The organism is Polaromonas potterensis, assembly GCF_033446725.1.
Taxonomy (GTDB): domain Bacteria; phylum Pseudomonadota; class Gammaproteobacteria; order Burkholderiales; family Burkholderiaceae_C; genus Polaromonas.
In genome coordinates this window covers 1-20,550 of sequence record NZ_JAWQLX010000007.1, presented here as the reverse complement: position 1 = coordinate 20,550, position 20,550 = coordinate 1, and the positions used below count along the sequence as shown (strand labels likewise).

Annotated in this window: 16 protein-coding genes and 1 tRNA gene; 12 read left to right on the top strand and 5 right to left on the bottom strand. The window is 61.9% G+C overall.

Going from position 1 to position 20,550, the window contains the following annotated elements:
• Nucleotides 1-12: 12 nt before the first annotated feature.
• On the bottom strand, nucleotides 13-909 hold the full coding sequence (locus tag R6254_RS13635; RefSeq protein ID WP_318407559.1) for an MOSC domain-containing protein: 897 nt from the start codon (nucleotides 907-909) through the stop codon (nucleotides 13-15).
• 84 nt (nucleotides 910-993) lie between these two features.
• On the opposite strand from R6254_RS13635, the gene R6254_RS13630 reads away from it, so the two are divergent.
• The 3 genes from R6254_RS13630 to R6254_RS13620 all read left to right on the top strand — a co-directional run bounded on the left by R6254_RS13630 (nucleotide 994) and on the right by R6254_RS13620 (nucleotide 4,806).
• The gene (locus tag R6254_RS13630) at nucleotides 994-2,097 is read left to right on the top strand and encodes an FAD-dependent monooxygenase (protein ID WP_318407558.1); all 1,104 of its coding nucleotides are present in this window, start codon (nucleotides 994-996) and stop codon (nucleotides 2,095-2,097) included.
• Between the two features lie 14 nt (nucleotides 2,098-2,111).
• Nucleotides 2,112-2,831: a DsbC family protein gene (locus tag R6254_RS13625; RefSeq protein ID WP_318407557.1), complete on the top strand. Its 720-nt coding sequence runs from the start codon at nucleotides 2,112-2,114 to the stop codon at nucleotides 2,829-2,831.
• 154 nt (nucleotides 2,832-2,985) lie between these two features.
• Nucleotides 2,986-4,806: a M61 family metallopeptidase gene (locus tag R6254_RS13620; RefSeq protein ID WP_318407556.1), complete on the top strand. Its 1,821-nt coding sequence runs from the start codon at nucleotides 2,986-2,988 to the stop codon at nucleotides 4,804-4,806.
• A gap of 9 nt (nucleotides 4,807-4,815) precedes the next feature.
• Here the strand turns inward: R6254_RS13620 and paaK are convergent, their stop codons facing one another.
• The 3 genes from paaK to R6254_RS13605 are packed head-to-tail and all read right to left on the bottom strand — an operon-like array spanning nucleotide 4,816 to nucleotide 7,360.
• Nucleotides 4,816-6,108 (bottom strand): phenylacetate--CoA ligase PaaK, encoded by a 1,293-nt coding sequence (gene paaK, locus R6254_RS13615; RefSeq protein WP_318407554.1) that lies wholly within the window; start codon nucleotides 6,106-6,108, stop codon nucleotides 4,816-4,818.
• Nucleotides 6,105-6,539, bottom strand: a complete 435-nt coding sequence (gene paaI, locus R6254_RS13610; protein WP_318407553.1) for a hydroxyphenylacetyl-CoA thioesterase PaaI — start codon at nucleotides 6,537-6,539, stop codon at nucleotides 6,105-6,107. Before paaI ends, paaK begins: the two co-directional genes overlap by 4 nt.
• Nucleotides 6,540-6,541: 2 nt before the next feature.
• Entirely contained in the window at nucleotides 6,542-7,360 is an 819-nt protein-coding gene (locus R6254_RS13605) for an enoyl-CoA hydratase-related protein (RefSeq protein WP_318407551.1), read from the bottom strand.
• 404 nt (nucleotides 7,361-7,764) lie between these two features.
• On the opposite strand from R6254_RS13605, the gene R6254_RS13600 reads away from it, so the two are divergent.
• The 9 genes from R6254_RS13600 (at nucleotide 7,765) to mdoH (ending at nucleotide 17,834) form a co-directional block, all read left to right on the top strand.
• Nucleotides 7,765-8,541 (top strand): enoyl-CoA hydratase, encoded by a 777-nt coding sequence (locus R6254_RS13600; protein ID WP_318407550.1) that lies wholly within the window; start codon nucleotides 7,765-7,767, stop codon nucleotides 8,539-8,541.
• 24 nt (nucleotides 8,542-8,565) lie between these two features.
• Nucleotides 8,566-8,642: transfer RNA gene (locus R6254_RS13595), tRNA-Met, on the top strand.
• A 93-nt stretch (nucleotides 8,643-8,735) separates the two neighbouring features.
• Nucleotides 8,736-9,185, top strand: a complete 450-nt coding sequence (locus tag R6254_RS13590; RefSeq protein WP_318407549.1) for a hypothetical protein — start codon at nucleotides 8,736-8,738, stop codon at nucleotides 9,183-9,185.
• Between the two features lie 81 nt (nucleotides 9,186-9,266).
• Nucleotides 9,267-10,613, top strand: coding sequence for a tRNA (N6-isopentenyl adenosine(37)-C2)-methylthiotransferase MiaB (gene miaB, locus R6254_RS13585; RefSeq protein ID WP_318407548.1), 1,347 nt, complete (start codon nucleotides 9,267-9,269; stop codon nucleotides 10,611-10,613).
• A 40-nt stretch (nucleotides 10,614-10,653) separates the two neighbouring features.
• A complete protein-coding gene (locus R6254_RS13580) occupies nucleotides 10,654-12,075 on the top strand; it encodes a sensor histidine kinase (protein ID WP_318407546.1) in 1,422 nt (473 codons plus the stop codon).
• On the top strand, nucleotides 12,059-12,667 hold the full coding sequence (locus R6254_RS13575) for a hypothetical protein (protein WP_318407544.1): 609 nt from the start codon (nucleotides 12,059-12,061) through the stop codon (nucleotides 12,665-12,667). The genes R6254_RS13580 and R6254_RS13575 overlap by 17 nt, the downstream gene beginning before the upstream one ends.
• Nucleotides 12,664-14,088, top strand: coding sequence for a sigma 54-interacting transcriptional regulator (locus tag R6254_RS13570; RefSeq protein WP_318407542.1), 1,425 nt, complete (start codon nucleotides 12,664-12,666; stop codon nucleotides 14,086-14,088). Before R6254_RS13575 ends, R6254_RS13570 begins: the two co-directional genes overlap by 4 nt.
• A gap of 159 nt (nucleotides 14,089-14,247) precedes the next feature.
• Nucleotides 14,248-15,840, top strand: a complete 1,593-nt coding sequence (locus R6254_RS13565; protein WP_318407541.1) for a glucan biosynthesis protein G — start codon at nucleotides 14,248-14,250, stop codon at nucleotides 15,838-15,840.
• Nucleotides 15,816-17,834 carry a glucans biosynthesis glucosyltransferase MdoH gene (gene mdoH / locus R6254_RS13560; protein ID WP_318407539.1) on the top strand — a complete coding sequence of 673 codons (2,019 nt, stop codon included), beginning with the start codon at nucleotides 15,816-15,818 and terminating at the stop codon, nucleotides 17,832-17,834. Before R6254_RS13565 ends, mdoH begins: the two co-directional genes overlap by 25 nt.
• Nucleotides 17,835-18,340: 506 nt before the next feature.
• Here mdoH and ffh read toward each other — a convergent pair.
• Nucleotides 18,341-19,699: a signal recognition particle protein gene (gene ffh, locus R6254_RS13555; protein WP_318407538.1), complete on the bottom strand. Its 1,359-nt coding sequence runs from the start codon at nucleotides 19,697-19,699 to the stop codon at nucleotides 18,341-18,343.
• Between the last annotated feature and the right edge of the window lie 851 nt (nucleotides 19,700-20,550).

Below are 20,550 nucleotides of genomic sequence, written 5' to 3'. Positions count from 1 at the left end.
CATCCAGAGGGTCTAATCGAAGCGGAAATTCGCCTCGACAGGCTGACCCACCTTGAGCAGATGGTCAATGCCCTCCAGCACAATGGTGTTCATGCCAAAGGTCAGCCCACCATTCACACGCGGGTCCTGGCGGTAGGTTTGCAACATATCGCCCACTTCCGGGCTGCTGATCGCGGTTGCCGGGTCGATATTGGGAATCGGGCAGCGTGGGCAAGGTTTGACCGGCTTGAGTTGCACCGTGCCCTCCGCGGTGCTGACCTGCATGGTCTCCAGCCGGTCTTCATCGTGCGGCGCGAGTTCGCTGCTACCGGCCGCGTGGCCCAGCACGATGTTGGGCCGAAACCGCGACATCTCCACCGGCGCCACGCCCTGGGCCGCCAGTTTGTGATTCAGCTGATCCAGCGAGGCCTGGCTGAGCACCAGCAAGGAATAACCGTCGCTGAACTGGTTCAGCGCCTCCACCTCACCGGTCCATTTGGGGCTGCAAATCCGTTTGTGTTCGGGGTCAAAACGCACCAGGCGCAGCTTGGCACCCAGAAAATCACTGAACCACTGGGCTGCGATGGGCCCCATGTCGTAAGCCTGAACCTCGTCGTCCCAGACCTTGACACGCACCGGCTCCTGCACCTGGTCGAGCGCAATATGCAAGGCCAACATGCCAGGCGCACGCAAGACCATGTCGTGGTACTTGAGCTGGGGCCGGATCAGCGCCATGCGCGGCAACTCGCGTTGCGTCACAAAAACGCCGTGTTCGTCCACCACCATCCAGGCCCGGTCAAACTCCAGCCCGGTTTCGGTCAGGATCGCTTCGGTCACCGGCACCCCGGCGCAGGACTTGACAGGATAAACCCACAAGCCGGCGATGACCGCTTGCACGTCGGCCGCGACCGTCACGGATGTTTCGCTCAATGATTGGCTCACTTGAAAAACCCTTTAAGTTTTCGATTTAGTCTCCACACGCGTCCGATTTTGCACTGCCTTCTAAAATGAGCCATGTCCAAGCCTTTTGATGTTTGTATCCGCGGCGGCGGTGTGGTGGGCCGCACCCTGGCCCTGCTGCTGGCGCGCGAGCGCCTGCGTGTGGCGCTGGTCGCCCGGCCCCAAGCGGCCACGCCCGCTATCCAAGATGTGCGGGCCTACGCCCTGAACAGCGCGTCGCGGCAACTGCTGGAGTCGCTGCGCGCCTGGCCGGAGGCGCCATTTGCCACGCCGGTGCAGGCCATGCGTGTCTGGGGCGACGACGGCGGCCAGCTGGATTTCGCACCCGAAGCCGGCCGCAGTACGGCCCTGGCCTGGATCGTCGATGTGCCGGCGCTGGAGCAACAACTGGCCGAGGCCGTGTATTACCAGTCGCAGATAGAAACCGTGATGGAACCCGTCAAAGCCACACTCAGCGTGATCTGCGAGGGCAAACACAGCAGCAGCCGCAACGAATTCGGCGCGGCCTGGACCGTCAAGCCTTACCAGCAAAAAGCCATTGCCGCCCGTTTGAGCAGCGACCAGCCGCACCACGGCGTGGCGCGCCAATGGTTTTGCAGCGGCGACATCCTGGCTCTTTTGCCGATGGGTGGCGTTGAGGGGAACTCTATGGCGCTGGTCTGGTCAGTCTCTGTGGAACGTGCTGCCGCGCTGGAAAAGTTGTCGCCTGAAGAATTTGCTGCGGCGCTGCAAGCCGTGTGTGGTGATGAAGCTGGGCAGTTGCAACTGAACAGCGCCTTGTCGAGCTGGCCCTTGTCGCTGTCAAAAGCCGAACGTTGGGTTGGCCCCGGCTGGGCACTGGCCGGTGACGCCGCTCACACGGTGCATCCGCTGGCCGGCCAGGGTTTGAATCTGGGACTGGCCGATGCGGCTGGTCTCGCGGCGGTGGTTCACGAACGTGAATACTGGCGCGGCCTGGGTGATGAAAAGTTGCTGCGCCGTTATGAACGTGCGCGCAAAGCCGATGTGGCGGCCATGGGCGCCGTGACCGACGGTTTGCACGGTTTGTTTGCGCAAAGTGATGTGCGATGGCAGGCCTTGCGCAATTGGGGTATGAAAGGTTTTGCACGCAGCGGCCCGCTAAAAACATGGGTCACGCGGCAGGCCATGGGTTTATAGAACTGGAAAAAATAATGAAACTATTCAAATCAATCGTGACCTGCGGCCTGCTGGCACTGAGTCTGGGCGCCGCGTTTGCGCAGGAAGCGGTGATTCGCAAAAACCTGACCGAGCGCCTGCCCACCCTGCCCAAGATCGACGAAATCAGCAAAACGCCGATGAACGGCCTGTATGAAGTACGCGTCAACGGCAGCGAGATTTTTTACACCGATGCCGACGGCAACTTCCTGATCCAGGGCCACCTGATCGACACCAAGGTCAGGCGTAATCTGACTGAAGAACGGGTCGACAAACTCAACGCGGTGGCCTTCGATGCCTTGCCGATCAAGGACGCTTTCACGATTGTGCGCGGCAACGGCAAACGCAAGATGGCGGTGTTTGAAGACCCGAACTGCGGTTATTGCAAACGTTTCGAGCGCGACATGCAAAAGGTCAGCGACGTGACCATCCACATGTTTTTGTACCCCATCCTGGGCCAGGACTCGGTGGAAAAATCCAAACACATCTGGTGCGCCAAAGACAAAGCCAAGGTCTGGCAAGACCTGATGGTGCGTGACCAACCGCTGACCGCCGCCAGCTGTGACAGCAGCGCGCTGACCCGCAACATCGAGTTCGGCAAGAAGTACCGCATCACCGGCACCCCGACCGTGATTTTTGCCGACGGTACACGTGTGCCCGGCGCCATCAGCTCCCAGCAGGTCGAAAAATACCTGAATGACGCCAAAACGCCCTGATCGCCACCAAACCAAAGAATAGTGATCAAAATCGCCTCCAGCCCTTTATTCACGGGCGCAAGCAGCTTCACTTTTGATAGCAAATCCACAAACCCCAGGGCAGACTGGAGCGCCACCAGGCGCTGCGGGCTGGTCAGGGCTTTCTTGAGTCCTTATGCCCAAGCCACGCGTCCAGCCCTCATCGCCTGATTCCGCAGCGATTCATTACCGCGTCGAGATCGCCGACCCGCAAGCCCATTTGTTCCGCATCACGCTGACGATTACGCGGCCTGCCGCGCTGCAGCGGCTCAGCTTGCCGGTGTGGATTCCGGGCAGCTACCTGGTGCGCGAGTTTTCCAAAAACCTGCAAAACCTGCGCGCGCGGCAAGGCACACGCGCCCTGCCCGCCGGCCAGCTCACCCAGTTGGACAAAAACAGCTGGCAGGTCCGCTGCAACAGTGACAAGCCGCTGCTGCTGAGCTACGAGGTTTACGCCAACGACAACTCGGTGCGCACCGCCTGCCTGGATAGCAGCCGCGGTTTTTTCAATAGCAGCTCCTTGTGCCTGCAAGTCGAAGGCCAGACCCAAGCCCCGCACCAACTCGACATCACGTCCCCTGCCGCGCTGGCCGACTGGTCCGTCGCCACCGGGCTGAGCCCGCTGAAAATCAACAAGCAAGGTTTCGGCAGCTACCTGGCCGCCGACTACGACGAACTCGTCGACTGCCCGGTCGAGATGGGTGTCTTCTGGAGCGGCTCGTTTTTCGCCGGCGGCGTCCCGCACCGCTTTGTCGTGGCCGGCGCCATGGCGAGTTTTGACGGCGAACGGCTGCTGGACGATGCCCGGAAAATTTGCGAAACGCAGATCCGCTTCTGGCATGACAGCAAAAAACCACCGCACAAAAACTATGTGTTCATGCTCAATGCCGTGGACGACGGTTACGGCGGGCTGGAGCACCGCAACTCCACCGCGCTGATCTGTAAACGCAAGGACTTGCCGCGGCTGGGCGACAGCAAGACCTCCGAGGGTTACACCACCTTGCGCGGCCTGATCAGCCACGAATATTTTCACACCTGGAACGTCAAACGACTGCGACCGGCAGAGTTTGCCAGCTACAACTACAACGCTGAAAACTACACGCCACTGCTCTGGTTTTTTGAAGGTTTCACCAGTTATTACGACGACTTGATGTTGCGCCGCGCCGGCCTGCTGGACGATGCCGCTTATTTGAAGCTGCTGAACAAAACCATCAACCAGGTGATGCAGACGCCGGGGCGGCTGGTGCAGTCGGTGGCCCAGGCCAGCTTTGATGCCTGGGTCAAGTTTTACCGCCAGGATGAAAACACACCCAACGCCACCGTCAGTTATTACACCAAGGGCGCTTTGGTCGCCCTGTGTTTTGACCTGAGCCTGCGCGCCGAAAGCAAGCTCGGCCAGGCCGCCACGCTGGACGAGGTGATGCGTAATGTATGGCAACGCTGCAAAGGCGGGCCTATGCGCGAGGCGGACTTTGCAGACGCGCTGCAGGAAGTCGGCGGACGGTCCTACGCCACCGAGATCGCCAACTGGGTACACGGCACCGGCAAGCTGCCGCTGCAGGACTTGTTGCAGCGCCACGGCGTGGCCGTGTTGCAGGAACCCGCGCAACTGGCCCAGGCCCTGGGCTTGCGTGTGCAGGAAAACGGAAACATCCAGGTCAAAACGGTCTTGCGCGGCGGTGCCGCCGAACGCGCCGGATTTGCCGCCGGTGACGAATGGCTGGGGATAGAAGCTGTCGTTACGGGGAAAAAGAAAACACCGGCCGAAGGCTGGCGCCTGGACAAACTCGACGACCTGCCGCTGTATGCCGGGTCGGCCAAAAAAGTGCTGGCCCTGGTCGCGCGTGACAAACGCCTGCTGCGGCTGGAACTGAGTCTGCCTTCCGGCGTGACGACCTGGCGCCTGGCCTTGCGTGATGCGGCGCAGGCCGACCGCTGGCTGGCAGCGGCAGACTAAGAAGCGTTTTTAGCCCCGGCGGTCCAGCACCCGCTTGGCCTTGCCCAGGCTGCGCTCCACACCACCTTCGGCGCGCAACTCGATGTCGGCCGCGGTACCGATGTAGGCCTTGATCTCATGCTGCAGCAAGACCGCCGCCGCCTGTGCGGTCGCACTGTCGGGCGCCAGACCGGGGCGGGTTTCGACCGCCACGCGTAAACAGTCCAGCGCGCCCTCACGCGTCAGGATGCACTGGTAATGCGGCGCCAGTTCGCTTCGTTTGAGAATCAACTCCTCGATCTGCGTCGGGAACACATTGACGCCGCGCACAATCATCATGTCGTCGCTGCGGCCGGTGATTTTTTCCATGCGCCGCATGCTGCGTGCCGTGCCAGGCAAGAGGCGCGTCAAATCGCGCGTGCGGTAACGGATGATGGGCAGCGCTTCCTTGCTCAGGCTGGTGAACACCAGCTCACCGATCTCGCCGTCGGGCAACAACTCGCCGCTGTCAGGGTCGATGATTTCGGGGTAAAAATGGTCTTCCCAGATGGTTGGGCCATCCTTGGTCTCCACACATTCGCTGGCCACACCCGGGCCTAAGACTTCGCTCAAACCATAAATATCCACGGCATCGATGCCCACACGTTGCTCGATCGCACGCCGCATGTCGTTGGTCCAGGGTTCGGCGCCGAAGATGCCGATGCGCAGGCTGGAGTCGGCGGCAGACAGCCCCTGCTTTTCAAACTCGTCGGCAATTGCCAGCATGTAGCTGGGCGTGACCATGATGATGTCGGGTTTGAAATCGTGGATCAGTTGCACCTGGCGTTCGGTCTGCCCGCCGCCAAAAGGCACCACCGTCAGACCGAGTTTTTCCGCGCCGTAATGGGCACCCAGCCCGCCCGTGAACAGGCCATAACCATAACTGACATGCACCATGTCACCGGGACGTGCGCCGGCCGCGCGTATGCTGCGGGCCACACAGCCAGCCCACATGTCCACGTCGTTTTGGGTGTAAGCCACCACCGTCGGTTTGCCAGTGGTGCCGCTGGACGCATGGATACGTACACATTGCTCGCGCGGCACGGCCAACATGCCGAAGGGGTAACTCTCGCGCAGGTCTTTTTTGGTGGTGAAGGGAAACTTCGCCAGATCGGACAAGGCGCGGCAGTCGTCCGGGTGCACGCCGGCGGCATCGAACTTCGCCCGATACACCGGTGAATGCCGGTAAGCATGTTGCAGCGTGGACTGCAGGCGCTTGAGCTGCAGGGCGCGCAACTCGTCCAGGCTGGCTTTTTCTATGGGCTCAAGGGGAAAACTTTTCATGGCGTCTCCGGAATCACATGGCCTGGAATCTGCGCACTTTTGCCGCGAAACATGGCAATCACTTCACCACGCTGGTTGCTGACCTTCATGTCGTAAACACCGTGCCGGCCCTGCAAGGTCTGCTCCACGCCTTCGCAGGTCAACACGTCGTCGAGCTGGCCGGGTTTGAGGAATTCGATGCTGCAACCCGCGGCCACCGCCACCTTGTTGTAGCTGTTGCAGGCAAAGGCAAACGTCGAGTCGGCCAGTGTGAAGATCAGCCCACCGTGGCAAATCTTGTGGCCGTTGAGCATGGACTCACGCACGCTCATGCGCATCACGGCGCGGCCGGGCGCGCAACTCAGCAACTCCATCTGCATGAACTCGCGCGAGGCGCTGTCGGCGGCAAACATGGCCTCACCCACGGCCTGCGCCAGTTCTTGGGCGTCCATGCCTATTCGCCCTTGAACGCCGCGGGGCGTTTCTCCAGGAAGGCGGTCACGCCTTCTATATAGTCATGCGTACGGCCCATCGCCGACTGGGTGTCACGTTCGGCATCCAGTTGCTGGTTCAGGCTGCGGGTGGAACTCTCGCGCAACATCTGCCGGGTGGCGACCAGGGCTTTGGTCGGCATGACGGCCAGGCGCTGGGCCAAGGCCAAGGCCGCAGCCACACAGTCGTCGGCCACGTCCCAGATCATGCCCCACTCCTTGGCCTGCGCGGCCGCCAGCTTGTCGCCGGTCATGGCCAGCGCCATGGCACGCGCCAGGCCCAGGCGCTGCGCCAGAAACCAGGTGCCGCCGGCGTCGGGAATCAGGCCTATCTTGCTGAAGGCCTGAATAAAGCTGGCTGCGGGCGCGGCAATCGCGATGTCACAAGTCATGGCCAGCGAGGCGCCAGCGCCGGCGGCCACGCCGTTGACCGCGGCAATCGTCGGCATGCGCAAGTTTTGCAGGCGGCGCACCGTGGGGTTGAAGGCCTGCTCGATCACCGGGCCGGGGTTGGCGCGTTCAACCAGGTCGGGCCCAGGCGTAAAGTCGAATTCACCCAGGTCGGCGCCGGCGCAAAAGCCGCGTCCGGCGCCGGTGATCACCAGCGCGCGAATCGTGGGTTTGGCCTCGGCCCGGTCCAGCGCGGACCACAAATCGCTGTGCATCTGCCGGGTGAAACTGTTGAGCGCCTGCGGGCGGTTCAGCGTGAGGACCGCCACGGCGCCTTGTTCGGCATACAAGACGGTGGATTCTGCGGTCGGGTCGAAAGGGGCATGGTTCATAAGCATCTCCTGTTTTGAATTTAGCATTAACCGACCCATTGGTCGGTTAATGTTTTCCCTTGTTTTCCGGTGCTTTCACGCAGGCGCCGGCCAAAAAGATCGTGGCATGATAAAGAGCTTGTCCGTGAATAATTTAGGGTCGCGCAAGCGGATGATCGGGATGGGGTGCAAGGCGCAAAATCCAAGCCAAGGCTGGAGCCTTGGCTGATTTTGTAACGCCGCAGACCGCCCGAGAATCCACTTGCCCTACGGGTTGGGACGAAATCGGGCGATTTGCCCACCAAATCCCTTGCATGGGCATCAGCCCATGCTGCGAAATGTTGGCAAGCAACTCATCCCGATTGCGCCCCAACGCGACCCCAAATTATTCACGGACAAGCTCTACGCTCAACAAGGACCCGACCATGACTTACGAACTGATTGTGACCAAAACCGAGGGCCGCGTGGCCATCATCACCCTGAACCGGCTCAAGCAGCTGAATGCGCTGAATGACCAGTTGATGGACGAGCTGGGTGCGGCGCTCAAGGCTTTCGATGGGGACGAAAACATCGGCTGCATGATTTTGACCGGCAGCGAAAAAGCCTTTGCGGCCGGCGCCGACATCGGGGCCATGGCGACTTACGGTTTTGCCGATGTCTATAACAAGGACTACATCACGCGCAACTGGGAACAGATCCGCAGCATCCGCAAGCCGGTGATTGCCGCCGTCAGCGGTTTTGCGCTGGGCGGCGGCTGCGAGCTGGCCATGATGTGCGACTTCATCATTGCGGCGGACAACGCCCGTTTCGGCCAACCCGAAATCAAGCTGGGCATCATTCCGGGCGCCGGCGGCACGCAGCGCCTGCCGCGCGCCATCGGCAAGGCCAAAGCCATGGACCTGGCATTGACCGGCCGCATGATGGACGCAGCCGAAGCTGAACGCAGCGGGCTGGTCAGCCGCGTCGTGCCGCTGGACAAACTCATGGACGAGGCGCTGGGCGCGGCGCTGCAGATTTGCGACTACGGGCAAATTGCCGTGATGGCCGCCAAGGAAAGTATCAACCGCGCTTATGAAAGCACGCTGGCCGACGGCATCATGTTCGAGCGTCGTATGTTCCACGCCCTGTTCGCCACCAGCGACCAGAAAGAAGGCATGGACGCTTTTGTCAACAAACGCAAAGCGATTTTCAAGAACCGCTGAGACTCCAGCTATAATATGCGACGCGGTGATATAGCTCAGTTGGTTAGAGCGCAGCATTCATAATGCTGATGTCGGTGGTTCAAGTCCACCTATCACCACCACTCATTTCACGCCAAGTTTTCACGAATTGGGCGAAAGCCCCACAGGCAGCGGCCTCTGGGGCTTTATTACTTCACAGCCTCTGGATATAAACCATGAAACGCTGCTTCCGATTCCTCCCGTTAGCCCTGGCCGCTCTACTGACCGCAGCCTTGCCCGCAGCGGCCCAAACCAGCGGCAGCGACGGCAGCCTGAGCGTGCGGCAGTTTCCCAAATCCGCGCTGCGCGGCCTGCTGGTGGTCACAGCACCACCCGAAATCAGCCTGAACGGCAAACCGGACAAGTTGTCGCCCGGCGCGCGCATCCGCAATCTCAACAACACCCACAGCTTGTCGGGCAGCCTGGTCGGCCAGGAACTGCTGGTCAATTACACCCGCGACAGCGCCGGTCTGGTGTCCGAGGTCTGGGTGCTGAGCGCGGAAGAAGCCAAAGAAAAACGCGCAGGCCTGGCCACACGCAGCTTTAACTTCGGCTTCGAGTCCAGCGCCGCGCCGCAGGACGACGGCAAAACGCCTTACCACCAGTTGCCGAGCTACAAACAGTAAATCTGCTTTTTTTATAAGCCAAATCGGCCTCCAGCCCTTACTCCACGGGCGCAGGCAGCTAGTAATTCGATAGCGAAAGCCATGAGCAAAAAAGTCTTTATCAAAACCTTCGGCTGCCAGATGAACGAATACGACTCGGACAAAATGTCCGACGTGTTGCACGCCGCCCAGGGTTACGAGCCCACGACCAATGTCGACGAGGCCGACCTGATCCTGTTCAACACCTGTTCGGTGCGCGAAAAAGCCCAGGAAAAAGTGTTTAGCGACCTGGGCCGTATCAAACACCTGAAGAAAAAAGGCGTGTTGATCGGCGTGGGCGGCTGTGTCGCCAGCCAGGAAGGTGATGCCATCATCGAACGTGCGCCTTATGTCGACGTGGTGTTTGGCCCGCAAACCCTGCACCGCCTGCCGGACCTGCTGAACAAACGCATGAGCCTGGGCAAGTCGCAGGTCGACATCAGTTTTCCCGAGATCGAAAAATTCGACCATCTGCCGCCGGCACGTGTCGACGGCGCCAGCGCTTTTGTCAGCATCATGGAAGGCTGCTCCAAATACTGCAGTTATTGCGTCGTGCCCTACACCCGCGGTGAAGAAGTGTCGCGCCCCTTTGAAGATGTGTTGGTCGAAGTCGCCGGTCTGGCCGACCAGGGCGTGAAAGAAGTGACACTCCTGGGGCAAAACGTCAACGCCTACCGCGGCCCCATGGGCGGCACGGCGGAGATCGCCGACTTTGCCACCTTGCTCGAATACGTCTCCGATATTCCCGGCATCGAACGGATTCGTTACGTCACCAGCCACCCCAACGAATTCACGCAAAGCCTGATCGACGCCTACGCCAAGCTGCCCAAGCTGGTGAACCACCTGCACCTGCCGGTGCAACACGGCTCGGACCGGATTTTGATGGCCATGAAACGCGGCTACACGGCGATGGAATACAAATCCACCATTCGCAAGCTGCGCGCCATCCGCCCCGACCTGGCCATGAGCAGCGACTTCATTGTGGGTTTCCCCGGTGAAACCGACGACGACTTCAACAAGATGATGAAGCTGATTGACGATGTCGGTTACGACACCTCCTTCAGCTTTATCTTCAGCCCGCGGCCCGGCACGCCGGCCGCCAACCTGGCCGACGACACGCCACACGCCGTCAAACTCGCGCGCCTGCAGCGCCTGCAAGCGGCGATTGATGACAGCGTGCGCGCCATCAGCGCCAGCCGCCAGGGCACGGTGCAACGCATCCTGGTCGAAGGTGTCTCGCGCAAGGACGCCTCCGAACTGATGGGCCGTACCGAATGCAACCGCGTCGTCAACTTCCAGGGTCCGGCCCGGCTGATCGGCCAGATGATTGACGTGACCATCACCGAAGCCTCGCAGCGCTCGCTGCGCGGGCAAGTGTTGCTGCACGAAGACGCAGCCCTGCCGGCCTGATCCCGGGGGTGCTGACCGTGCCGGCCCGCAACTCTCCAGGATGCTGAAGCACGTTTCTTTCCGGCAATTGCTGGTGGTCGCCTTTTTACTGATCGCGGCCTTGCTGGCCGCGGCCTCGCTGCGCGCCTTGTTCACGCTGGAACAACTGACGCTGCAAAGCCGCGACAGCGCCGCGCGTGCGCTGGACCTGAGCGCGGCCGCCCAGTCGCTGACGGAGCGCAGCGTCGCCATGGAACGCACGGCGCGCCAGTCGGTGGTGCTGGCCGACCGTTTGTTGCGCCGGCGTTTTGACGAGGCGGCGGCCGACGGCAAAACCGTGCTGGCGCGCCTGGCCACCCAGGGCGTGTCCCAGGCCCTGGTGAATGACTGGAAAACCCGCCTGCAAGCCATCACCGCACTGCTGGCCGGCCCGCCCGACACCGCGCTGGACCGGGACCGGCAGGTCGCGCACGAATTTCGCGAACTCGACCTCGTCAACGCCGCCATTGCCCAGCAGGTACGTCAAACCATTGCCGCGCAAAACCGCAGCCTGCAGGAAACGCTGGAGACACGCAGCCGGCAATTGACGCAGCAAGTCATCAGCGCCATCGTGCTCGCCGTGTTGCTGGCGCTGGCCTTCGGCATCTGGCTGACACGGCCGCTGCGCCGCCTGGAAAAAGCCATCATCGGCCTGGGTGAAAACCGCCTGGACGAGGCCATTGCCATCGCCGGCCCGGCCGACTTGCAATTGGTCGGCCAGCGCCTGGAGTGGCTGCGCCTGCGCCTGCTGGAGCTGGATGCCGACAAGTCGCGATTTTTACGCCATGTGTCGCATGAGCTGAAAACCCCGCTGGCTTCGCTGCGCGAAGGCGTGTCGCTGCTGGAAGACGGCGTGGCCGGCGAACTCAGTGACAACCAGCGCGAGATAGCAAAAATCCTGCGCCACAACACCGGTGTGCTGCAGGGCCAGATTGAAGACCTGCTGCGGTTTAACGCCGCGGCTTTTGAAGCCCGTCAGTTGCGCCGGGAAAAAACCGACCTGCGGCAACTCATCGAAGAACAGGTCGAAAGCCAGCGCCTGCAGTGGCGCGCGCGTGAGCTGCAAATCAGCGTCGAAGGCCAGGCCGTGTTGGCCGAGGTGGACCGCGACAAGCTGGGCACAGTCATCGCCAACCTGTTGTCCAATGCCATTCATTTTTCCCCGGTCCAGGGCCGGCTACAGCTCCGGCTGAGCCGGCTCGCCGATAAGGTGTGTATCGATGTCGGCGACGAAGGCCCCGGCATCGCCGCTGCCGACCGAACACGTGTTTTTGAACCTTTTTACCGTGGCGAGCGGCAACCGCCGCAAACCGTACGTGGCAGCGGCATTGGCCTGTCCATCGTGCAGGAGTACGTGGCGGCCCATGGCGGCCGGGTGCTCTTACTGCCGGATCACCCCGGCGCCCATTTCAGAATTGAACTACCGCATGCGCTCAAGCCTTAAACCTGTCCTTCCCACGGCCCTGCCCGCCGCACTGCTCATCAGCCTGTTTGTCGCCGGCTGCAGCCTGCCCATGGAAAAAACCGCCGCCCAGGCCATGACGGCCAGCCCGTCGCCGGTCGTCGTGGCAGCGGCGCCTGCGCCGTCCGCGCGGAGCCGGGACGCGGTTTCGGCCCTGCTCGACCACGCCGACCGCACGCGTGGCCTGCAGGGTGTCGAGCTGGCGCAGGAAATCGCCCGCCTGGGCGACCCGACTTTACCCGCCGACCAGTTGCGCCTGGCCATCACCCTGACCCAGACACGCCAGTTGTACGACCTGGTGCGTGCCCAAGAACTGGTGCAGCGGGTCTTGACCAACAGCAGCGACGACGCCCGGCCCCTGCATGCCCTGGCCCGCTTGTTGGCCACCCGTTTTGCCGACCAAAGGCGTGTGGAAGACCAGTTGGACCGCCAAAACCAGCAGTTGCGCGATCTGCAGCGCCGGGTGGAACAAACCCAGGACAAACTCGACGCGCTCAAGGAAATTGAGCGCAGCCTGACCAGCCGGCCCCCAGCCGCACCAAGCTCCTCGCCCAACGGACGCAACCGCCCATGACCTCCCCCACCGCCACCCACTTGCTGGTTGTCGACGACGACGCCGACATGTTGCGCCTGCTGACCATGCGTCTGAGCGCGGCAGGTTACCGGGTCAGTGCCGTGAGTTCGGCCGAGGCGGCGCTGACCCAGCTCGACATTGAACGCCCGCAACTGGTGCTCAGCGATGTGCGCCTGCCGGGCAAGGACGGATTGGCGCTGTTTGACGAGATCCGCGCCCGCCACCCGTCGCTGCCGGTGATTTTGCTGACCGCCCACGGCACAATTCCGGATGCTGTCGAAGCCACCGAACGCGGTGTGTTCACCTACCTGACCAAACCTTTTGACGGCAAAAACCTGCTCGACAAAATCACGCAGGCCCTGTCGCTGAGCGCCCCGGCGCCCGTCGCCAAAGCCGGCCAGGAGCCCGCCTGGCAGACCGGCATCATCAGCCGCTCCAGCCGCATGGCCGAAACCCTGGCCGAGGCCCGCATGGTGGCGCGTTCGGACGCCAGCGTGATGTTGCGTGGCGAAAGCGGCACCGGCAAGGAGTTGCTGGCCCAGGCCATCCACCAGGCCAGCCCGCGCGCCAAACATCCTTTTGTGGCCGTGAACTGCGGCGCCATTCCCGAAGCCTTGCTGGAGTCCGAACTTTTTGGCCACATGAAAGGCGCGTTCACCGATGCCTCGGCCAACCACAAGGGACTGTTCCAGGCGGCCGAAGGCGGCACCCTGCTGCTGGACGAAATTGGGGACATGCCACTGTCCTTACAGGTCAAGCTGCTGCGGGTGCTGCAGGAGCGCACGGTCAGGCCGCTGGGTTCCAGTCAGTCGATTCCGGTCAATGTGCGCATCCTCTCGGCCACCCACCGCGACCTGGATGCAGCCATGGCCGATGGCCAGTTCCGCACCGATCTGTATTACCGCCTCAACGTCGTCACCTTGACCCTACCGCCACTGGCCGAGCGGCGTGAAGACATTGCACTGCTGGCCAACCATTTCCTGCTCAAACTCGCCGGCAAATACGGCAAACGCCTGAGCGGTTTTGCACCGGAAGCCTTGAAAGCGCTCAGCACCGCGGCCTGGCCCGGCAATGTGCGCCAGCTTTACAACGTGGTCGAACAGGTGTGCGCGCTGGCCAGCACACCCCTGATCCCGCTGGCGCTGATCCAGCGCGCCCTGCGCGCGCCCAGCGTGCAAGTGCTCACGCTGGCCGAAGCACGCCAGCGTTTCGAGCGCGAGTACCTGGTCGGCCTGCTCAAACTCACCGACGGCAACGTGGCCGACGCAGCCCGTCTGGCAGACCGTAACCGCACCGAGTTTTACCGCCTGATGCAAAAACACGGGCTCACACCCGGCCACTTCAAGGCCTTGCCCGCCACAGCCTCGTCCGACACTGTCGCCGACGAGCGACAGGGCCAAGTGCCTGATTTAAAAGAGTAATTCCCTCTTCGGCCCTATCCCTGTCGCTGTCTGGCGACAAAAATTAGACCGAACTGGCCTTTTTTCGGCCCAGCATGCCGCCAATTCAGCCGAAGTCTTCCAAACTGTTGATTTAAATAGGTTTTTCAGACCTGGCACAGGGTTTGCCCTAGTCAAGGTATGTCACCTATTTCAGCCACTTTTGCGGCCCCTCGTTCGCTCGCCCGCCAGGCACGCACCCTGGCCTTCTTGGCTCTGGGCGCTTTGCTGGCCAGCGCCCAGGCCTGGACGCTGGACGACGTCGCTCAATTGGCCCGTCAGCGTGCTCAAACGCCCTTTGTGCCCCTGAACCAGCCCCTGCCGGCCGAGTTGGCCGGCCTGGACTACGACGGCTTGCGCGACATCCGTTTCAACGATGACAAGGCTTTGTGGCGGGCCGACAAGCTGCCGTATGAAGCCAAGTTTTTCCATGTGGGCCGACAAAGCGATACGGTGCGTATTCACGAAGTGTCTGCGCTGGACAACAAAGCTTTACCCAAACCTTTGCCTTATGACACCCGCGACTTCGATTTCGGCAAAAACACACTGAAACCGGCGACCTGGGGCGACGTGGGTTACGCCGGCTTTCGCGCCCACGCCGCGCTGAACTCGCCCGACTACAAAGACGAGTTGGTGGTTTTTCTGGGCGCCAGTTATTTCCGCGCCCTGGGCGCCGGTCAGCGTTACGGTCTGTCGGCGCGCGGGCTGGCGGTGGACACGGCAGGCGCCGGCACACGCCCCGAAGAGTTTCCGCGTTTTACGGATTTCTGGCTTGAAAAACCCACTGCAGATGCGAAGCAGTTGACGGTGTACGCCCTGCTGGACTCGCCGCGCATGAGTGGTGCTTACCGTTTTGTGATTCGCCCCGGCGAACAAACCGTGACCGAGGTGCATGCACGTGTGTTCATGCGCGCGGGTGCGGCCCCCGCCGTGGCCACCCTGGGCCTGGCACCGCTGACCAGCATGTTCTTCTTCGGCGAGAACCAGCCACGCGCCAGCGACTTCCGGCCCGAAGTGCATGACTCGGACGGCCTGATGATCGCCACTGATGATGGCAAAGGCGGCGGCGAATGGTTGTGGCGTCCGCTGCAAAACCCCAGCGCCCCGCTGGTCACCTCGTTCGCCATGGCAGGCCTCAAGGGTTTTGGCCTGATGCAGCGCGACCGTGCCTTTGGCAGTTATGAGGACACCGAGGCAAGTTATGAACTGCGACCCAGCGCCTGGGTCACGCCCATAGGCGACTGGGGCCCTGGCCGGGTCGAGTTGTTGCAACTGCCCACGCCCGACGAAACCCATGACAACGTGGTCGCCTATTGGGTGCCCGAACGTTTGCCGCAAGCCGGTCAATCGCTGGACTTTGCCTACCAGCTGGCCTGGCAAGGCGAGCAGCAACAACGCCCGCCCAATGGCTGGGTCGCCCAATCGCGCCGCGGCATCGGCTACAGCAAGCTCGACGCCGCCACGCTGCAGCAAACCATCCAGTACGTGATCGACTTTGCCGGCCCGGCCCTCGACCCGCTGGACCACAACGCGCCGGTACGCGCGGTGGCCAGCAGCGATGCCAATGGCCGCGTCCTCGAAAGCAACACCTGGCGCAATCCGGCCACGGGCCGCTGGCGCATGACTTTGCGCGTGCAGCGTATCGACCCGGCCAAGCCGGTCGAGCTGCGCGCTTTTCTTCAACATAACAATCACACAGTGAGCGAAACATGGACCACCGTCGTCACGCCTTAGCTCCACACGCGCAACAGCCCGCAGCGCCCGCCAGCTCTTCCCCCCGCAGCCTGCTGCGCGAAGAGCGGCACCCCAATTCCGTCACCACGCCGCCGCTGAACCGCGGCGCCATGACACCCCGTCCCTGGCGTGGTTTCTGGAACAGCCTGGGCACCGCGATGTTGCTGGCCGTGACCCGCAGCGGCGCGCGCACCGCAACACAAGCCCCCGCCCAAGCGCTGGAACCCTGGCAACACACGGCCAAACGCCGGCGCGCCGTGCTGGTGGCCCTGACCTTGCTCAGCACCGCGTTTGCCACCACCCTGTTTGCCGACATGCAGCCGGACTACAACAATGCCTGGCTGGAATACGGCCAGATGGCGCTGTTCAGTTTGCTCTCGGCCTGGGTGGTGACCGGTTTCATGACCGCCTTGATGGGTTTTTACGTGACCCTGTTCGGCGACAAATACGCGCTGACCGCAAGCAGCGTCCAGCATGATGTGCTGGACCCCGCGGCACGCACGGCCATCATCATGCCAATCTGCAATGAAGACGTACGCACGGTGTTTGCCGGCCTGCGTGCCACCTGCGAATCGGTCGCAGCCACCGGCCAGGCCAAGGCCTTTGACGTATTTGTGTTGTCGGACAGCAATGACCCGGCGATCCAGCAAGCCGAACGCGCGGCCTGGGAAGAGTTGCGCACGCAGTTGGTCACACCGGCCGGCCAACCCCTGATCGAGGTGTATTACCGCCTGCGCCAGCGCCGTACCCACCGCAAGGCCGGCAATGTGGCGGATTTTTGCCGCCGCTGGGGCCGCGACTACCGCTACATGATTGTGCTGGACGCCGACAGCGTAATGAGCGGCGACTGCCTGCTCAACATGGTCAAGCTGATGGAAGCCAACCCCACGGCCGGCATCATCCAGACCGCCACGCAGGCGATTGGCCACGTCACCCTGCATGCACGCGCGCAGCAATTCGCCTCGCGCATGACGGGCCGGCTGTTCACCCTGGGCATGCAGTTCTGGCAGCTCGGTGAGTCGCACTACTGGGGCCACAACGCCATCCTGCGCGTCGCACCCTTTATGCAACATTGCGCGCTGGCCCCGATCAAGGGCACAGGCGGCATGGCCGGCGGCATCATGTCGCACGACTTTGTCGAAGCCGCGCTGATGCGGCGTGCCGGTTACCACGTCTGGCTGGCCTCCGACCTGGTCGGCAGTTACGAGCAGCAGCCGCCCGACCTGCTGGCCGAGCTGCAACGCGACCGCCGCTGGTGCCAGGGCAATCTACAAAACGCCCGGCTGATGGCCGAGCCCGGCCTGCACCCGGTACACCGCGCGATGTTTGGCACCGGTGCCATGTCCTACCTGTCGGCGCCTTTGTGGCTGTGTTTCCTGACCCTGGGCACCGCGCTGTGGCTGTCGGGCTCACACATCGTCACCGACTGGATGCTGGTGCCCAGCGAACTCGCTGCCCTCTGGGCCTGGACCTTGAGCATGCTGTTTTTACCGCGTGTTCTGGGCATAGCAGCCGTCTTGCTCAAAGGTGAGCAACAAGCTTATGGCGGCCGCCTCAGCCTGCTGCGCAGCGCCGTGCTGGAAACCGTGATCGCCCTGTTGCAAGCCCCGATCCGCATGCTGGCGCATTCGCTATTTGTCGCCGCGGCGATCACCGGTCTCAAGCTGGACTGGAAGTCCCCACCCCGCGAAGCCGCCGCCGTGCCCTGGCGCGACGCCCTGCAACGTTTTGCCCCCATGAGCCTCGTCATCGTTGCGCTGGCGCTGGGTATTGCCGCGATTGATGCGCGCGCCCTGGTCTGGCTGCTGCCGGTCGGCCTGCCTTTGCTGCTGGCGATTCCGATGACGGTGCTGACCAGCCGCGTCGGCGTGGGCCGGATAATGCAAGAAAAGAGCTATTTGCTGATTCCGGAAGAAGCCCGCTCACCCGCCGTCCTGCGCCGCGCCTGGCAACATGCCGGGCTGTTGGCCAAGCCTCGACTGCAGGTGGCGTGAGTTGAATTTTTGCTGAGGCTGAGGCGTCACGCTGCGTTGGTGGCGTGCTTTGGGCAGTAGGCCTGACTCCCCACTCCCACCCCTAACCCCTCCCTCGCCCCGCTGGGCGATGGAGGGGAACTTCATTTGGCCGCGTGTGCTGCGCTGGGGTAGATGAATGACGGTCTCTTTGAAAAGACCCGACAAGGACGCGCAGAGCGCAGCGAGTTCGAGCTCGACCCCGGCTGGATCGCGCACCGCAGGTTGCCCGTAGCGCACCGCAGGTTGCCCGTAGCGCAGCGCAGGGACGCAGACAGCGGGGTCGCCTTCTCTTTGCTTACTTTCTCTTGGCGACGCAAGAGAAAGTGAGTCGGCCGCCGGGCCGAGACTCGGCTTGTTCGAAGCCCCACTGACTCGCAAGCTTGCACAGGCCTGCACAAACTCGCTATCAATAAAATAGCTGCTCACGCCCTTAAGACAAGGGGTAGAGGCCTATTTCTCTTACAAAATCCGCCTCCTGGCGCCTTTCAGAACTTCGGCATGCCCTTCATGCCGCCCATGCGCTTCATCATCTTCATCATGCCGCCGCCCTTCATTTTTTTCATCATGCCCTGCATCTGCTCAAACTCGTTGAGCAAGCGGTTCACGTCCTGAACCTGCACGCCCGAGCCGGCTGCGATACGGCGCTTGCGTGTGGCCTTGATAAGTTCGGGCTTGCGGCGCTCCAGCGGCGTCATGCTCTGAATGATGCCTTCCTTGCGCTTGATGTCTTTTTCGGCCTTGGCCATGTCCACCTGGCCGGCCTTGGCCGCCATTTGCGCCGGCAGCTTGTCGAGCAGGCTGGACAGGCCACCCATGTTTTTCATTTGCTGCAGTTGGCCTAAAAAGTCTTCCAGGTCAAAACCGCTGCCAGACTTCATCTTGGCTGCGAGTTTTTGCGCGGCCGCCATGTCCACGCCGGCAGTGACCTGCTCAACCAGCGCCACGATGTCGCCCATGCCGAGGATGCGCCCGGCGTGACGCTCGGCATCGAAAACTTCCAGGCCGTCGATTTTTTCGCTGGTACCGGAGAACTTGATCGGTGCGCCTGTGATCTGGCGCACGCTGAGCGCCGCGCCGCCGCGCGAGTCGCCATCGGTCTTGGTCAGGATGATGCCGGTCAGCGGTAGCGCTTCCTTGAAGGCCTTGGCGGTATTGATCGCGTCCTGACCCTGCATGGCATCCACCACAAACAGGGTTTCAACCGGATTCAGCGCCGCATGCAAGGCCTTGATCTCGGCCATCAGGGCTTCGTCGATCGCCAGGCGGCCGGCGGTGTCGACCAGCAACACGTCAAAGAAATGTTTGCGAGCGTAATCCAGCGCGGCCAGAGCGATGTCCACCGGTTTCTGCTCGGTGGTGCTGGGAAACCATTCGGCACCGGCCTGCGCCGTCACGGTCTTGAGCTGCTCGATGGCTGCCGGGCGGTACACGTCGCCCGACACCGTCAGCACCTTTTTCTTGCGTTTGTCGATCAGGTGTTTGGCGAGCTTGGCGGTGGTCGTGGTTTTACCCGCGCCCTGCAGGCCGGCCATCAGGATCACGGCCGGCGGCTGGGCCGCCAGGTTGATGTCGCTGACGCCTTCACCCATGGTCGCGGCCAGTTCGCGGTTGACGATGCTGACCAGCACCTGGCCGGGCGAGAGGGAGGCCATCACCTCCTGGCCCAAGGCCTTCTCTTTAACGCGGGCGATGAAGTCGCGCACCACGGGCAAGGCCACGTCGGCCTCCAGCAAGGCCATGCGCACCTCGCGCAGCATGTCCTGCACATTGGATTCGGTGATGCGGGCCTGGCCTCGCATTTCCTTGACGAGGCGGGAAAGTTTGTCGGTAAGAGCAGAGGCCATGAACAGGCTCCACAGCTGGAGCAAAAAGGAAGTGGAAGAAGAAAGCCGGCCTGTGTCACAGGCAGCTACAGCTAAACTGTAGCCATGGTGCGACTCGAAGTCGCCTGTAGTCAGCTTCACTTTAGAAGCCTGGAGTTGTGTTTCTCCTCTGTAGATGACTAATTCTACGCGAGGAAATCACAATGAACACGATGTAATCCGCGCCTGCGCGGACGCATCGACAACCCTCCTGCAATGGGAGCGGTTGGTGCAAAGACGGCCTTTAAAACCGTTTTTCTGTCGCTTTTGAACATCAAGTTACAAATAGTAGCAAGATTGTTTTCGTCCGCACATTGGACCAAAAGATCCGAAAGGTGACACCAACTCATGGTGTCTTGTTTTTCTACCAAAACCACGTTCGGAACAACGTGACCTCGACTGTGCGTGCGTCTCGGGTAACCGGGGGGTGCGGAGCCATAGTTAAACCACTCGTGCGGTAACGCACGCAAGCCATGGGCGACCATGGGGCATTTCTGAAAGCAAGATCAGGAAGAGTGGCCGGGGTAAAGGGTATGGGAAACGCAATGTGAACGTTCGTACGAACCGCCGTTAACAGTAAACAGCTAACACTTGTGTTCACGGGCAACCGTGAGAGCTGTGACCAAAAGGTACCGTGTCCGGAATCAGCTGTCATGGACTTTGATTCGTTCCCAAACGGGCGCGCGGCGGATAGAACGTCCCTAACCCCTTTTACAGGGACTTCCCACGTAGTCAAGCATTGTTCGTGATAAGTTTTCCTTGGTGACGGTTTTCTTGCTTTGTCGTGAAATTGATGGTGCGAGGCAACGGGAACAGACTGCACATCTACAGAC